Here is a 15,994-nt window from a genome sequence, read left to right on the forward strand (position 1 = left end):
TTTTGCTAGTCGTTTATTTACCAGCAACGTTAATTCGATTAATCGCCCGACGAAGTGCAACTTCCGCACGGAGTCGTTCATCTTTATCATGGGCCTCTTCCGCCTTTTTGATTCGAGCTTCTGCCCGTTTCTTGGCGTTTTGTGCCCGATCAACGTCGATGTCACCTTGACATTCTGCTGAATCAGCAACAATTGTCGCTGTGTTTTCAGAGAATTCAACAAAACCACCGTTAACGGCAATTTTGTCCTCTTGGTTACCATCAACAAGTTGAACGCGTGCTTCGTCAACTGCTAATGAGGCAATCACAGGAACGTGGTTCGCCATGATACCAAGTTCACCAAGTTGGGTCTTAACGACCAACATCTTGACTTGCTCGTGATCATAAACGTTACCATCGGGGGTTACGATACTAACGGTTAAAACTGATTGTGCATCAGCCAATTAGAACCCCTCCTTATTTGCTCAGGTCAGCTTGCATCTTTTTGGCGTTTTCGACAACGTCTTCGATTGGGCCACAGTTACGGAACGCGTCTTCTGGAAGATCATCATACTTACCTTCAAGAATTTCCTTGAAACCTTTAACAGTTTCTTGAACTGGCACGTACTTTCCTGGTAACCCGGTAAATTGTTCAGCAACTGAGAAACTTTGTGACAAGAAGAATTGGATCCGACGAGCACGACCAACAATGGTCTTTTCTTCATCAGACAATTCATCCATCCCTAAAATAGAGATAATGTCTTGTAGTTCACGGTAACGTTGCAAAACGTGTTGAACTTCAGTGGCAACTTCGTAGTGTTCTTGACCAACGACTTGTGGATCAAGGGCAGTAGAAGTAGATGCCAATGGGTCAACGGCTGGGTAAATCCCTTGTTGCGTCAAGGCACGTTCCAAGTTAGTGGTAGCGTCCAAGTGCGCGAAGGTTGTGGCTGGAGCAGGGTCGGTGTAATCATCGGCAGGCACGTAAACGGCTTGAATAGAGGTAATTGACCCCTTCTTCGTAGACGTGATACGTTCTTGCAACTGACCCATTTCAGTAGCCAACGTTGGTTGGTAACCAACGGCTGATGGAATCCGGCCTAGCAAGGCAGAAACTTCCATCCCGGCTTGAGTAAACCGGAAGATGTTGTCGATAAACAACAGCACATCTTGGCCCTTAACATCACGGAAGTATTCCGCAATCGTTAAACCTGTCAGGGCAACACGCATACGTGCACCAGGTGGTTCGTTCATTTGACCGTAAACCATGGCGGTCTTTTCAAGAACACCTGACCCCTTCATTTCATAGTACATATCGTTACCTTCACGGGTACGTTCACCGACACCTGTGAAGACAGAGATACCATTGTGACCTTGCGCAATGTTGTGGATCAATTCTTGAATTAAAACGGTTTTACCAACACCGGCACCACCGAACAATCCAATTTTACCACCACGAACATATGGCGCTAACAAGTCAATAACTTTGATCCCAGTTTCCAAAATTTCTGAAGTTGGGTTCAATTCATCATACTTAGGTGCGTCACGATGGATTGGCATTCTTTCAGCATCTGGACCGAAATCTGCACCGCCATCAATTGGATCCCCGAGGACGTTAAATACTCGACCAAGTGTGTCATCACCAACGGGTACGGAAATTGAAGCTTCAGTGTTTTCAACTTCCATCCCACGACGAAGACCATCAGTACCATCCATGGCAATTGTTCTCATAACGCCGTCACCTAATTCAAGGGTAACTTCGGTTACAAGGAAACTACCATCATCTTGTTTGATGTGTAGCGCAGTATTGATATCTGGGAGTTTTTCATCCAACGGGAATTCAACGTCAACGACTGGTCCGATAACTTGTACAACTTTACCAGCACTCATTATGCGTTAATTCCTCCCGTCATTAGTTATTTAATGCCTCTTGCCCACCAGTAATTTCAGTAATTTCAGTCGTAATTGCTGCTTGGCGAGCACGATTATATCGCAATTCAAGATTTGCAATTAAGTCGGTTGCGTTATCCGAAGCTGACTTCATTGCGTTTGAACTTGATGCGTGTTCCGATGTCTTCGCATCCAAGATCGCCCCGTAAACGAGGGATTCAGAATACTGTGGCAAGACAACCTTCAACACTTCACCTTCAGAAGGTTCCATGTCGTAAGCTGCGGTTAACGTTGCAGCTTGTGTTTCTTCTGCAGCGTCGCCATTCAGAGTTTCACTGTCGACTGGTAACATTTTTTCGCCACGGAACCGTGAAACGATCCGGTTAACGAAGTGGTTGTAGCAGACGTAAAGTTCTGAAAAGACGCCCGTATCATACATCGAAGTAACGGTTTTGACAATTTCTCTAACTTCATTAAAAGTTGGTACATCGCTCACACCACGATATTCGTAGGCCACGTTAGCACCGCGCTTTTTGTAAAAGTCAGCACCAGTTCCGCCGACCGCTAAAATCAAGTAATCATCGTCACCACTGTTGGCTTCGATAAATTCGTTGGTTTCGCGGATAACGTTACTGTTGTAACTGCCTACCATACCCCGGTCAGAAGTAATGACCAGGTATGCCGCTTTTTTAGACTGCGTTGATTGCGACTCGCTCGAGGAATCATCCAATAGATGAGATTTTGCCAAATGCATGACAACGGCTTTGACCTTAGCGGCGTAGTCTTGATAACCAACCGCGGCCTTTTGAATCTGATTCAACTTTGAAGATTGAACCATCTGCATGGCCGTTGTAATTTGACGTGTGTTCTTTGTTGAAGCAATCCGATGTTGGACATCACTAATTGATTCAGCCATTAGCTCTCACCATCCTTCCTCAAGTTTATTCTTTCGCTGCAGCTTCAGCGGGTTGGAACGTTTGGGCAAATTCAGAAACGGCGGCATCCATCTTATCGGTATCTGGTAATTGACCGGTTGTGTCAATTTCCTTCAACAAATCAGCGTGGGAGGCATCGAATGAATCGAATAAGCCGCTTTCAAATTTGGCAATATCATCCAGTTCAATCTTATCTAAGAACCCATGTGTCAAAGCATATAGGATCAAGACTTGCTTAGAAACTGAAAGTGGCGAGTGAAGGCCTTGCTTCAAGACTTCAACAGTCCGAGCACCGCGGTTCAACTTAGCTTGGGTAGCCTCATCCAAATCAGAACCAAATTGTGCAAATGATTCCAATTCATGGTATGAAGCTAAGTCCAAACGAAGTGTCCCGGCAACCTTCTTCATCGCCTTAACTTGGGCATCCCCACCAACACGAGAGACAGAAGTCCCGGCATCAATGGCTGGTCGAACACCTGAATAGAATGAATCACTATCCAAGAAGATTTGACCATCGGTGATAGAAATCACGTTGGTTGGAATGTAAGCAGAAACGTCACCGGCTTTGGTTTCAATGATTGGTAACGCAGTCATTGAACCACCACCGAGATCATCACTCAGCTTAGCAGCCCGTTCAAGTAACCGTGAGTGGGTGTAGAAAATGTCACCAGGATAAGCTTCACGACCTGGAGGCCGACGAAGAATCAATGACAGTTCACGGTAAGCATCAGCTTGTTTTGATAAATCATCATAAACAATCAAAACGTGCTTGCCGTTGAACATGAATTCCTCACCCATCGCAGCACCTGCATATGGTGCGATGTATAGTAATGGTGCTGGTTCCGAAGGACCGGCAGTCACAACAATCGTGTAATCCATGGCGCCATACTTACGTAAGGTTTCCACAGAACTACGAACAGTTGATTCCTTTTGGCCAATCGCAACGTACACACAAATCATGTTTTGGTCTTTTTGGTTAATGATCGTATCGATGGCGACAGTTGTCTTACCAGTTTTACGGTCACCAATGATCAATTCACGTTGACCACGACCAATTGGAACAAGTGAGTCAATGGCTTTCATACCAGTTTGAAGTGGTTCAAAAACTGACTTACGTTCCATAACGCCTGGTGCTTTTCGTTCGATTGGACGGGTTTTATCTGTCTTGATTTCACCCTTACCATCAACGGGTTGGCCTAATGAGTTAACAACCCGGCCAATCAAAGCGTCCCCAACAGGAACTTCCATGATCCGACCGGTTCGTTTAACTGTATCGCCTTCGGTAATTTTCGTGAAATCACCTAGAATAACGATACCAACATCGTTGCTTTCGAGGTTTTGGACCATCCCATAAACCCCGTTATCGAACTCGAGCAACTCACCAGACAACGCGTTTTCAAGACCATGAGCTCTGGCAATACCATCACCAACGTAGGTAACGGTACCGGTTTCTTCAACAGAGATCTCGTCTTGGTAGTTTGCTAATTGTTGTTTGATTAGAGCACTGATTTCCTCAGCTTTAATGCTCATACAGATTTCACCCCTTTATAAAGATCTCGTTAGCCGAGTAAGGCTTGACGGACGCGGTTAATTTTAGTCTTGATTGAACCATCATAGATCGTTCCTTCAGATTTAATAATCACGCCACCGATAATATCGGCGTCAACCTTGCTTGACAATACGACTTGCTTAGCACCGACACGTTTGGCATAACCAGCCTTCAATTGATCTAACTGGCTATCGTCAAGTGCCACCGCTGAAGTGACGTCTGCGTAAACTGTTGCATTCTTGGTATCATACAGTGCTTGGAATTGATCGATAATCTCGACCATTGCATCCATCCGACCATAGTCGTATACCATATGAATCAAGTTATGAACAGTTCCAGTAGTTGCGTCTAACAGTGGTTTTACTAAGGCTTCCCGCTTAGCTGGCGCTAAACTATTGTCTGTTAATGCAGTGCCCAATTGTGGGTTGTCTTGGAAGACTTTGCGTAACTGTTTGAGTTCTTCGAAGCTCGCATCAAGTTGATCCTGGCTATCAAGAAGCTCGAACAGTGCTTTAGAGTAGCGCTTAGCTACCGTTACCTTATCAAGACTCATGTTACTTCCCCAACCCTTCGATATAAGAATCAATCAATGCCTTTTGATCATCAGCGCTCAATTCTTTTTGAATGATCTTGGAAGCAATCTCAATAGATAAGTCTGCCACATCGTTACGCACGCTTGACAAGGCATCTTGACGTTCTTGTTCAATGTCTTTCTTGGCGTTGTCCTTCAACGATTGTGCATCGGTTTGGGCTTGAGCTAAGATACCATCACGTTGTTGTTGACCTTGCTTTTTAGCTGAGTCAACGATTGATGAGGCTTCTTGACGAGAGTTAGCAAGTGCGTCTTGACGTTGTTGTGCTAGTTGGGCTGCTTCTTCACGAGATTTTTCAGCTGTATCGATATCGTTAGAAATCTTATCAGCACGATCTTGCATCATTTGGTTAATTGGCTTCCAAGCAACAATCTTGATCAACCACATTAATAGAATGAAACAAACCGCAAAGAAAATCATATCGCCAGTTGCGAGTCCCGTAGCTACGGCTAAATGTGAAAACATCTATTGACACCTCCTTCTAGTTAAAATTGTTTTTAACGAGTTGACGGACATTACTTGTTCATAACAAGCAAAGCGACAACGAAGGCAATGATAGGCATGGCTTCAATAAGACCAACACCAATGAACATGTTCGTACGCAGTTGACCTGATAATTCTGGTTGGCGTGCCATACCTTCTAGCATCTTAGAAATAGCAATACCATCACCAATACCACCACCAATGGCCGCACCGGCCATGGCAATACCTGCTGCAATAGCTCCCATAATCTGTTGTTCCTCCTTAATTAAATTAAATCTTAAATATTGTAAGTCGTTTACTCCTCAACTTCAAGCTTATTCGAGATGTAAACAGCTGAAAGTGTGACAAACACAAACGCTTGAATAGCACCAAGGAACGCTGAGAACCCTTGCCAGAACATTTCCAACGGAACGGCAACAATCATTGTTGCAATGCCGTGTGAAAACGCCAGATTCCCGATAATCTTCAGTAACATTTCACCAGAGTAAATCACACCGAAGATACGAAGACCTAACGTCAAGAAGTTCGTAAATTCTTCAAAGATACTGATTGGTAGCCAGAAAACAAATGGCTTCAAGTAACCTGAGAAGTGTTTCTTCCAACCCAACTTAGCAACACCAGCGTACTGTGCCAACATTAAAGTTGCCACACTAAACGTCATTGTGACGATTGGATCAGAAGTTGGACTTCTGACAAAGTCCTTCCCACCAACAGCGACTTGAATGAACAAGCCGAGTTCGTTAGAAACGAAAAGGAACAAGAACAAGGTAAATCCATAAAGGCCAAAACCGCCCACTTCGTTTCCGGGTATGGAACCTTTCAAAATACCATTTGTAAAGTCCACCAACCATTCCAGAACGTTTTGTCCTCGACCTGGTTTCATCGTAATGTGTCGCGATAAGGCGAATACAAACAAAAAAACGAGCACAAACGCAATTAACCCCGAAATGATGTTAGCGGCGTTAAACGTAAGCCCTCCAAATTGAAAGGTTGCAACTGAAGATGGATCTCCCACAGAGTATCACCTCTTTTCAAACCAAATTACGCAAGAATTTCAGAAAGTGCCAGTCGATTTTTTAATCAAACTAGAATCTACAAATTCACGATGCGGTGTTCGTAATGTTTATACTTCTTCATTACAAATACAACCAAAATAATACCACCGTTCGCATCAAAATACAAAGCAAAATTCGTTAGCAAAAAAACAATTAATTCGAGATGCCAGAAAGTTATCGGACAAATTCAAATTAATTGTTTTTTTATATGACAAAATGGAATTATTTAGTCCCGAATAAACGATCACCGGCATCGCCCAATCCTGGAACGATGTAGCCATCTTCATTCAGATGATCATCTAACGCTGCCGTGTAAATGTCAATATCTGGGTGTTTCTCGCGTAAAGCCTTCACACCTTCTGGCGCTGAGACCAAGCAGACAAACTTAATATTAGTAGCACCCCGCTTCTTCAAGGCATCAATTGCCATGATTGCTGAACCACCAGTTGCAAGCATCGGATCAACCACAAAAACTTGGCGCTGGTCAATATCAGCTGGTAACTTCACGAAATATTCGTGGGGTTCTAGGGTCTCTTCATCACGGTACATACCGATGTGACCAATTTTGGCCGCGGGAATCAACTTCATAATACCGTCGACCATCCCAATACCAGCCCGTAAGATTGGCACAATGGCCACCTTTTTACCGGCTAAAGTTTTAACCGTTGTTTTAGCGATTGGTGTTTCGATTTCAACGTCCTTTAATGGCATATCACGCGCAACGTCGTAGGCCATTAACATGGTTATTTCGTCAACGACCTCACGAAAAACCTTTGTCCCGCAGTTTTTGTTCCGAATAATTGTCAGCTTATGTTGAATCAATGGATGATCCATGACTTGAAACTTGCCCATGATGAGTGACACTCCTTTGATATTTCTTTCAATTGTACCATGCTCAGTGCCTCATATGCGGGTTATCGTTAAAAAAATCTGGTTATTATCGTGTCGTTAACATTGGTCTAGCGCAATTCCATTCAAAAAAGCCCCTAACCCGTGTGAGGGTCAAGGACTTTCGTGAGTTGTTTATGTGATTAAGCTTCCGGAAATGAAATAGGTGCCACGTAAGCATCAATTGGGTGGGCATCCGTTAACGCCCGAACATCTTGACGGACCTGATCAAGGACTGCTTCGTCTTCGTGATGTTTAATTGCGGTCACAATTAACTCGGCGACCTGAGTTGCATCCGCTTCCTTGAAACCACGCGTGGTAATTGCCGGTGTTCCTAAGCGAATGCCTGAAGTCTTAAACGGACTCAGTTTTTCGTTAGGAATAGCTTCTTTATTCGTGGTAATCATGACACTATCGAGTAATTCTTGGGTTTGTTTACCATTCAAATCAGTTTGACTAACATCTAAGGTCATCAAATGATTATCCGTGCCACCTGAAACGACCCGAACTTCATCAGAGGCGTTGAACACCGCTGCCATCGCCTGGGCATTTTTGATAATCTGCGCTGCGTACTGCTTGAATTCAGGTTGCAGGTCTTCTTGGAACGTAATTGCTTTGCCTGCAATAACGTGCTCTAACGGACCGCCTTGGGTACCAGGGAAAACGGCTGAATTAATCTGCTTAGCGTACTTTTCTTGTGACAAAATCAGACCGCCACGAGGGCCGCGTAAGGTTTTATGCGTGGTCGTTGTCACGACATCAGCAATGCCAATTGGACTGGGGTGCAAACCAGTGGCAACCAATCCAGCAATGTGGGCCATATCAACCATGAAGTAAGCGCCAACCTCATCAGCAATTGAACGGAAGGCTTGCCAGTCAATAATCTTACTGTAAGCAGATGCACCAGCTACGATCATCTGTGGCTTTACTTTGAGCGCTAGGTCACGGATCATATCATAGTCTAGTAACTCCGTCTCAGGGTTCAAGCCATAACTGTAAGCATTATACAGCTTGCCACTAAAGTTGACCTTCGCACCGTGCGTTAAATGACCGCCAGCATCGAGCCCCATGCCAAGAATGGTATCGCCAGGTTTCAAAAATGCAGCATAAGTTGCCTGATTAGCCTGAGAGCCTGAATGTGGTTGAACGTTCGCGTACTCAGCATGAAACAATTCCTTGGCACGTTCGATTGCAAGATTTTCAACAATGTCGATGTATTCATTCCCACCATAGTACCGTTTTAACGGGTATCCTTCAGAGTACTTGTTGGTTAACACGGACCCTTGAGCGGCACGAACAGCTGGTGACACAATGTTTTCAGAGGCAATTAATTCGATATTATGTTGTTGGCGATCTTGTTCTTGACTAATAGCTTGCCACAACTTCGGATCTTGTTCTTGATAATTCAACACAATCAGCTCCTTGGCATTTGATACCTAACAGTTTACCAAATTTCGGGTGAAAAGCCTAGCAATCTCCCCGTGAAACCCAAACAATTATATATCATTTCAACTATTTGTTCGTAAAATGCATGCCACCAGCGGACTTATCTAACCGGTTCATGTAAGCAGCGCCTAACCCATCGCTGGCGAATCCTTCCGTAAAGATATGTTTTACTTCTGATTCCACATCGAAATGACGCAGCCCAGCAAAGAGCAGATGGGTCGCACTTTCCAAACCGGTACCCAGTGAAAATGCCTCCACATTGTCTGGCAAGTCTAGTTGAGTCAGTATATCGTCAGTCGCCATCACACCAACAGCTTCAGCCTGTTGTGCAGCCCATTTCATGGCTGATTCAAAATCTGCTGGCTGATCAACAATTTCAACCTGTGCACTTGGTGCATAGTGTTTATATTTCATCCCTGGCGCTTTGGGCGTTTCGTTGGCGCCAACATGATGGTGATCCGCGCGAACGTCACCGATCACCGCTTCAAGCTGCGGTACGGTCACGGCGCCAGGTCGTAAAATGGTTGGCATATCAGTTGACATATCGATGATTGTTGACTCGACCCCAACTTGAGTAGGACCGTCATCCACGATGCCGGCAATTTTGCCGTTTAAGTCGTGAAAAACGTGACTCGCTAACGTTGGGCTGGGCTTACCAGAGGTATTGGCAGATGGTCCAACAATTGGAATCCCAGCTGCGGCAATTAACTTCAACGTCGTCTGGTTAGCGGGCATCCGAAACGCCGCCGTATCCAAGCCACCAGTCACTGTTTTTGACAAGGTACCCGACCGCAAAGGCAATACAATCGTTAATGAACCAGGCCAAAAATGTGCCATCAATTGTTTAACTGGTTGTGAGAGTGGTTGGGCGTATTGCTCGACCATTTCAACTGACGACACCGTAACGATCAGTGGGTTGTCACTGGGACGCCCCTTTGCTGCGTAAACGTCACTGGCAGCGTGCTCATTGGTTGCATCAGCACCTAACCCATAAACCGTTTCGGTCGGAAAAGCCACCAGTTGACCCTGCTTTAATAACTCGGCAGCAGCTTCAACTTGATCAGGCTGAAAAATTTTTGTTTCCATAAATAGTTTCTCCTTCTTAATTAATCTCACTCAAATTGAACGTGGAGCATCCGGTCGTGGCCCGCAATATCTTGACGAGATTCAACCTTAGCAGTTGGAAAGGTGGCCGTAAATAGGGCCGTTAGTGCGGCACGTTGCTTGAAACCAAACTCCAAAAAGAGGTGCTTAGGTGACAAGAAGCCAACTTTGAGCTGTGCGGCCAAACGTTCATAAATTGCCAAGCCGTCGTGATCGGCAAACAGCGCCATTTGCGGTTCACTTTTCAGCACCGCTTGGTCCATATCAACTCTTTCACTTTGCGCAATGTATGGCGGATTGCTGACAATCACGTCAATTGGTTGTCCTTTCAAGGGCGTCAGCAAATCACCTTCAGCGAATTGTACGGCCAATGCCAATTGTGAGGCATTGGTCCTAGCAACTTCAAGGGCTGCCAGCGATAGATCGCTCAGGGTCACTTGCCAATCAGGTCGTTGGGCCTTCAGCGTCAAGCCAATTGCCCCACTGCCAGTGCCAACGTCTAAAACGTTTAGTCCAGAATCGGTACAGGTTGTCAGCACCCAGTCAACCAGCTCTTCAGTTTCTTGTCTTGGAATCAACACGCTTGAGTTGACCACAAACTCGCGACCATAAAACGATGCCTTCCCAAGTAGATACTGGGGTGGAACACCTTCGCCATACTGGTAAATAGCGTTTTCGTATGCGTCTTGAAGCGCGGCCGGCATTGGTTGGCGATAATTTAACAACAAATGAGTCTGATCAAGGTTACTTAACCCTAACATCAGATACTGTGCTGCCGATTCATCTAATCCACGTGCTTGAATAAACAAAGAAGCCCATTTCAGGGCTTCAAAGTAGGTCCGCTTAGCCATTATTCAGTTGCTCCATCTTCTGTGTTTGATCGTACAGAATCAAGGCATCAATAATATCATCTAAGTCGCCATTCATAATTTTATCAAGCTTATTGAGCGTTAAGCCGATTCGGTGATCGGTTACTCGGTTTTGAGGGTAGTTATAGGTCCGAATTCGTTCGGAACGATCCCCAGTCCCGACGGCCGACTTCCGCTGCTCATCATACGCACTTTCTTCTTGTTCATGGTAGTAGTTGTAGACCCGCGCCCGCAAAATTTGCATCGCCTTAGCCCGGTTTTGTTGTTGTGACCGTTCATCTTGCATTGCGACCACGATACCAGTAGGCAAGTGGGTCATCCGAACCGCTGAACTGGTTTTATTGATGTGTTGACCACCAGCACCGGATGAACGGTAAACGTCCGTCCGAATATCCTTTGGATCAATGTCAATATCCACATCTTCGGCTTCCGGCATCACACCGACCGTTGCCGTTGAGGTATGCAATCGACCAGCCGATTCAGTAACCGGAACCCGTTGCACTCGGTGGGCACCACTTTCATACTTCAGTTTTGAATAAACCTTATCGCCACTGATCAGCATAACGATTTCTTTGAAACCACCCACTTCAGTTTCGTTACGGTCAACCACTTCAACTTGCCAGCCCTGCTTTTCAGCATAACGGGAATACATGTCAAATAAGTCGGCGGCAAACAAACTGGCTTCATCGCCACCAGCGGCACCGTGAATCTCCATCACGATGTTTTTATCATCGTTTGGATCTTTAGGTAACAAGAGCACTCGAATTCGGTCTTCCAAAGCTGTTTTTTGGGGTTCAAGTTCCTTGAGCTCATCTTTAACAACGCTTGCCATTTCATCATCAAGTTTTTCACGTAACATTTCGTTGTCTTCATTGATTTGATCCGTGATTTTTTGAAATTCACGGTAGGCTTCAACTGTATCACGCAAGTCAGCCTCTTCTTTAGATAGCGCCATAAAGCGGCGGGTATCCGCAATCACTTCTGGATCACTGATCAGTTCGTTGAGTTCGTCATAGCGATCAACGACTGCTTGTAATCTGTCGAACATTTCGTCCATTTAAATTCTCCTCGTCTAGTCCGTTCCCAGCATATTGATAGGTGGGTTGTAATAGTGTTTTCGACAAACTGGATAGTATGACTCATTGCCACCGATTTGGACCTGTTCGCCCTCATAAACCGGTTGATTATCATGAAAACGAAGATTCATCGTAGCCTTTTTGGCACAGAACCAGCAAATAGTCTTCATCTCTTCTAGCTTGTCGGCATACAGTAACAGGTATTTTGAGCCCTCGAATAGCTCATTACGAAAATCGTTTTTCAATCCAAAAGCCATCACGGGAATCTTCAATTCATCCACGATCTGAGCCAGTTGGAAAACGTGCTGTTTCGTTAAAAACTGAGCCTCATCGATCAACACACAGTTGGCCTTAGGATTAATCGCCTTGACCTGCTCAAAAACGTTATCCTCACTAAAAATCGGGATTGCTTCTCGTTTTAAGCCAATTCGACTTGAAACCAAACCAACACCGTCCCGATTATCCGTACCACTGGTCATAATGATCACTGGCTTGTTTTGTTCTTCATAGTTGTGGGCCACCTTCAAAATCTCAATGGTCTTACCACTATTCATTGCACCGTACTTAAAAAATAATTGTGCCAAAGGTCTCAGTCTCCACTCTTCACAAATTTCTCATCTATTATAGCGGATTTAGCGTCAAAATTCACCCTATGTCCGTCGATATTCATAATTGAAATCGCTTTTTTAGTGAATCTGCGGGGAAAACACCGCTTAAACTCAAGAAACATGGTAAAATATATGCTTAGTTAAATCGACTTAACCCGTTAATGGCGCAAAGTCAGTTGCTCACCAAGCTGAATTGCATGGTTCATGCATCAGCTGACTTGCCTTAACTTCGGCCTAAGTGACGATTGAATTTATCATCAACTTAATAAAGTAACCAATGTGTCAATAACAACTCAGATAAACCCGTTTATCTTGAGTTCACAAGGAGCGAAAAACATGACTTTACGAAGTAACTTTGCAGCCTTTGCCGGCAGATCTTCATACTGGTTTTTACACACCTTTATGAAGGGTGGTAGTTCACTACCTGGCAAGATCACAACTAAGATTGATCCCGACATTTTAAAACACCTCGGTCAAAACTACGACGTGATTGTGATCACCGGGACCAATGGTAAAACCTTGACCACTGCTTTAACCGTCAGAGTTTTAAACCAAAAATACGACCACATCCTAACCAACCCAACCGGTTCAAACATGGAGCAAGGCATTGTCACAACCTTCTTACGGGCGCCAAAGGTAAAGGGTGCCCGCCCGATTGCCGTTCTGGAAGTGGATGAAGCCAACGTGATCAAGGTAACGAAGTACATTAAACCGAAGGCCTTTGTGTTTACCAATATTTTTCGGGACCAAATGGATCGTTATGGTGAAATCTACACCACTTATCAAAAAATTCTGGATGGCGTGGCCTTAGCTCCCGAAGCGACGATTATCGCCAACGGTGATGCCCCGATTTTTCACTCAAAGCACTTACCCAACCCAATGATTTTTTATGGGTTTGCCCACGAGGCAGAACACGATATCAAAGCCAAGCCCAATACAGACGGTGTTTTGTGTCCTAACTGTCAGCATATCTTACACTATCGCTACATCACGTACAGTAACTTAGGCAAGTACTTCTGCCCTAACTGCGGCTTTGAACGACCAGAACTGGCCTACACAGTCACAAAATTAAACGAACTGACCCCTACCAGTTCCACCTTTGAAGTTGATCATAATCCAATGAAAATTGAAATTGGTGGCCTGTACAACATTTATAACGCTTTAGCCGCTTACGCGGTGGGTCGATTCTTAGACGTAACACCGGCTCAAATTGAAACGGCGTTTAGCGAGGATAAAAAGGTGTTTGGCCGTCAAGAAGTCATCAATTTAGATGGTAAACAAGTGACATTGATTCTGGTCAAAAATCCAGTTGGCTTAAATCAAGTGCTCGACATGATTTCAACGGATAAAGCGCCCTTCTCGTTTGTGGGGTTACTTAATGCTAATTACGCTGACGGAATCGATACCAGTTGGATCTGGGACGGCAACTTTGAACAGTTGCCTCACTTAAACGTCCCTGCTTTCATTACTGGCGGTGAACGATACAAGGATATCACCTTCCGTTTGAAAGTTGCTGGCGTCCCAGACGACAAGCACCAAGTTGTGCCTGAACTCAAAGATGTTATTGAAAAGATTAAGACTTTACCAACCGAGCATGTTTATGTTTTGGCAACTTACACAGCTGTGTTACAATTACGGAAATTATTAGCCGATCAGGGCTATATCAAGGAGGGAATGGGCGAATGACCTATGAACTTAACGTGGCTCACCTTTATGGCGACCTGATGAACACGTATGGTGATGTTGGTAATATCTTGGCATTAAACTACTATGCCAAACAAATGGACGTGAAATTAAACGTAGAAGTGGTGAGCTTAGGCCAACCATTTGATGCTAACAAGTATGATATGGGCTTCTTTGGCGGTGGCCAAGATTTTGAACAAGTCATTGTCTCGAAAGATATCCAAGCCAAAAAAGCTGCATTAACTGACTTCATTGAAGATGATGGCCCAGTACTTGCAATTTGTGGGGGCTATCAACTACTTGGCCACTACTATGTGGATGCTAAGGGTGACAAAATTCCTGGTATTGGTGCGTTAGACCACTATACTTTAGCTCAGGACCATAACCGATTTATTGGCGACATCGTTATCAAAAACGAAGAAACTGGTGAAACCTACCACGGGTTTGAAAACCACCAGGGACGTACCTTCCTCGGAAACGGCGAACGTGCCCTTGGTAATGTGCTGGAAGGCAAAGGTAACAACGGCGAAGATGGCACTGAAGGCGCTATTTACAAGAATACTTTTTGTTCCTACTTTCACGGCCCAATCTTGACGCGTAACGGCAACCTGGCCAAACGCTTATTGATCGCCGCACTCAAGCGACGGTACCCTGACGCTGATTTGACGACTCAGGAAGCTTTACCAATTGCAGCAACCTTTTAATTACAATTCAATATTGACACCACAAAAACGGTAATGGCCTTTATGATGGTCATCACCGTTTTTTATTTTAACAATCTTTCAGTCATTCAGTTTTCGAACTTACCGTTTTTTCGGCTAGGTAAGTATTAATAATCGCATTTCTTCTAGCCAAAAAGGCCTCGTTAGGCGCATGGGGGTGTACGCGATTTGACAGAAACACCATCCCCTGCTGCGTGGTTTGATCCAACACCAAAAAAGTACCAGTATAACCACTATGCCAGATACAATTGTGAGCCACTGGTAGTTGTGTGGGTAATAGTGCCCAAGCTAACGAGCGCCACTGTTTCCCTAAGGGGGTCTGATCACGAGTCAATTCAGTCAACCAATGCGTGGCAATTGGCTGACCGGTGTTGAATAACATTGCCTGTTCAAACCGAATTAAATCATCAAGCGTACTAAACAAACCGGCGGAGCCACAGTGATTCTTTAACACGAATGCTTTAGGATCGTGAACCACACCACGAATAAGGCCCCTGGTTGGTGAAACTTCGGTTGGTACACACCTGGTCGGGTCTTCAGGTTGAAAGGTACTATGCGTCATCCGCAACGGATCTAACACCCGTTTTTGAATCAACGTTTGGATTGGCTGACCCAGAATTGCTTCTGCAATCCACCCCAGAAAAATAAAGTTAACGTCAGAATACACCATTTTAACTTCAAAATTTTCACCGACATGCATCGTTAGTAATGCATCGTGCAATTGCGCTGCGGACAATTTATCACGGTGTGGAATATAGCCAGTAATGCCAGATGTATGGGTCAACAAATGCCGAATCGTGACGCGCTGATCTTGCCATTCAGGTAAAAAATCACTGACTTTATCAGTTAAAGCTAACCGCTTTTCAGTAATCAGCTGTAAAATCACGTTGGTCGTTCCGACCACCTTCGTCAGTGAGGCAACATCATAAAGTTGGTTAGGTTTTAATGGCTCGTAACCAGGAATCAATTGTTCCGCACCAAATAAGCCGCGAGTCACGTCTTTTTGATCAATGAAGGCGTAGTTCACGCCTGGTACCACGCCATCTCGGACCAGTTGCTTAATTGCTGCTACTGTTTCTTGATAAACCATTTCTTCTCTCCAATGCTTTTTTTCA

17 protein-coding genes are annotated in these 15,994 nt (G+C 44.7%); 2 read left to right on the forward strand and 15 right to left on the reverse strand.

Going from position 1 to position 15,994, the window contains the following annotated elements; translation table 11 throughout:
- Nucleotides 1-13: 13 nt before the first annotated feature.
- The 14 genes from FD04_RS01525 to FD04_RS01590 form a co-directional block, all read right to left on the reverse strand.
- Nucleotides 14-442 carry a F0F1 ATP synthase subunit epsilon gene (locus tag FD04_RS01525; RefSeq protein WP_054701830.1) on the reverse strand — a complete coding sequence of 143 codons (429 nt, stop codon included), beginning with the start codon at nucleotides 440-442 and terminating at the stop codon, nucleotides 14-16.
- A gap of 13 nt (nucleotides 443-455) precedes the next feature.
- The gene (atpD, locus tag FD04_RS01530; protein WP_054701833.1) at nucleotides 456-1,868 is read right to left on the reverse strand and encodes a F0F1 ATP synthase subunit beta; all 1,413 of its coding nucleotides are present in this window, start codon (nucleotides 1,866-1,868) and stop codon (nucleotides 456-458) included.
- A 22-nt stretch (nucleotides 1,869-1,890) separates the two neighbouring features.
- Nucleotides 1,891-2,784 carry a F0F1 ATP synthase subunit gamma gene (locus FD04_RS01535; RefSeq protein ID WP_056946475.1) on the reverse strand — a complete coding sequence of 298 codons (894 nt, stop codon included), beginning with the start codon at nucleotides 2,782-2,784 and terminating at the stop codon, nucleotides 1,891-1,893.
- 25 nt (nucleotides 2,785-2,809) lie between these two features.
- Entirely contained in the window at nucleotides 2,810-4,333 is a 1,524-nt protein-coding gene (atpA, locus tag FD04_RS01540) for a F0F1 ATP synthase subunit alpha (protein ID WP_056946477.1), read from the reverse strand.
- Nucleotides 4,334-4,362: 29 nt separating this feature from the next.
- On the reverse strand, nucleotides 4,363-4,905 hold the full coding sequence (gene atpH / locus FD04_RS01545; RefSeq protein ID WP_056946479.1) for an ATP synthase F1 subunit delta: 543 nt from the start codon (nucleotides 4,903-4,905) through the stop codon (nucleotides 4,363-4,365).
- A 1-nt stretch (nucleotide 4,906) separates the two neighbouring features.
- On the reverse strand, nucleotides 4,907-5,410 hold the full coding sequence (atpF, locus tag FD04_RS01550) for a F0F1 ATP synthase subunit B (protein ID WP_054701836.1): 504 nt from the start codon (nucleotides 5,408-5,410) through the stop codon (nucleotides 4,907-4,909).
- A gap of 50 nt (nucleotides 5,411-5,460) precedes the next feature.
- The gene (gene atpE / locus FD04_RS01555; RefSeq protein ID WP_054701839.1) at nucleotides 5,461-5,673 is read right to left on the reverse strand and encodes a F0F1 ATP synthase subunit C; all 213 of its coding nucleotides are present in this window, start codon (nucleotides 5,671-5,673) and stop codon (nucleotides 5,461-5,463) included.
- Nucleotides 5,674-5,723: 50 nt separating this feature from the next.
- A complete protein-coding gene (atpB, locus tag FD04_RS01560; RefSeq protein WP_054701842.1) occupies nucleotides 5,724-6,443 on the reverse strand; it encodes a F0F1 ATP synthase subunit A in 720 nt (239 codons plus the stop codon).
- Between the two features lie 262 nt (nucleotides 6,444-6,705).
- The gene (gene upp, locus FD04_RS01565) at nucleotides 6,706-7,335 is read right to left on the reverse strand and encodes a uracil phosphoribosyltransferase (RefSeq protein WP_056946481.1); all 630 of its coding nucleotides are present in this window, start codon (nucleotides 7,333-7,335) and stop codon (nucleotides 6,706-6,708) included.
- Nucleotides 7,336-7,514: 179 nt separating this feature from the next.
- A complete protein-coding gene (gene glyA, locus FD04_RS01570; RefSeq protein ID WP_056946483.1) occupies nucleotides 7,515-8,780 on the reverse strand; it encodes a serine hydroxymethyltransferase in 1,266 nt (421 codons plus the stop codon).
- Between the two features lie 103 nt (nucleotides 8,781-8,883).
- On the reverse strand, nucleotides 8,884-9,903 hold the full coding sequence (locus FD04_RS01575; RefSeq protein ID WP_056946485.1) for an L-threonylcarbamoyladenylate synthase: 1,020 nt from the start codon (nucleotides 9,901-9,903) through the stop codon (nucleotides 8,884-8,886).
- Between the two features lie 26 nt (nucleotides 9,904-9,929).
- A complete protein-coding gene (gene prmC / locus FD04_RS01580) occupies nucleotides 9,930-10,772 on the reverse strand; it encodes a peptide chain release factor N(5)-glutamine methyltransferase (protein ID WP_054701845.1) in 843 nt (280 codons plus the stop codon).
- Nucleotides 10,765-11,847: a peptide chain release factor 1 gene (gene prfA / locus FD04_RS01585; RefSeq protein WP_056946488.1), complete on the reverse strand. Its 1,083-nt coding sequence runs from the start codon at nucleotides 11,845-11,847 to the stop codon at nucleotides 10,765-10,767. Before prfA ends, prmC begins: the two co-directional genes overlap by 8 nt.
- A gap of 15 nt (nucleotides 11,848-11,862) precedes the next feature.
- A complete protein-coding gene (locus tag FD04_RS01590; RefSeq protein WP_056946491.1) occupies nucleotides 11,863-12,450 on the reverse strand; it encodes a thymidine kinase in 588 nt (195 codons plus the stop codon).
- 360 nt (nucleotides 12,451-12,810) lie between these two features.
- Between FD04_RS01590 and FD04_RS01595 the strand changes: the two genes are divergently transcribed.
- On the forward strand, nucleotides 12,811-14,160 hold the full coding sequence (locus tag FD04_RS01595) for a Mur ligase family protein (protein WP_056946493.1): 1,350 nt from the start codon (nucleotides 12,811-12,813) through the stop codon (nucleotides 14,158-14,160).
- Nucleotides 14,157-14,861, forward strand: coding sequence for a type 1 glutamine amidotransferase (locus FD04_RS01600; RefSeq protein ID WP_056946494.1), 705 nt, complete (start codon nucleotides 14,157-14,159; stop codon nucleotides 14,859-14,861). Before FD04_RS01595 ends, FD04_RS01600 begins: the two co-directional genes overlap by 4 nt.
- A gap of 82 nt (nucleotides 14,862-14,943) precedes the next feature.
- On the opposite strand, the gene FD04_RS01605 is transcribed toward FD04_RS01600, so the two are convergent.
- On the reverse strand, nucleotides 14,944-15,969 hold the full coding sequence (locus tag FD04_RS01605; protein WP_056946496.1) for a serine hydrolase domain-containing protein: 1,026 nt from the start codon (nucleotides 15,967-15,969) through the stop codon (nucleotides 14,944-14,946).
- Between the last annotated feature and the right edge of the window lie 25 nt (nucleotides 15,970-15,994).

Origin of the sequence: Secundilactobacillus odoratitofui DSM 19909 = JCM 15043, assembly GCF_001434895.1 — a bacterium.
GTDB classification, from domain to species: domain Bacteria; phylum Bacillota; class Bacilli; order Lactobacillales; family Lactobacillaceae; genus Secundilactobacillus; species Secundilactobacillus odoratitofui.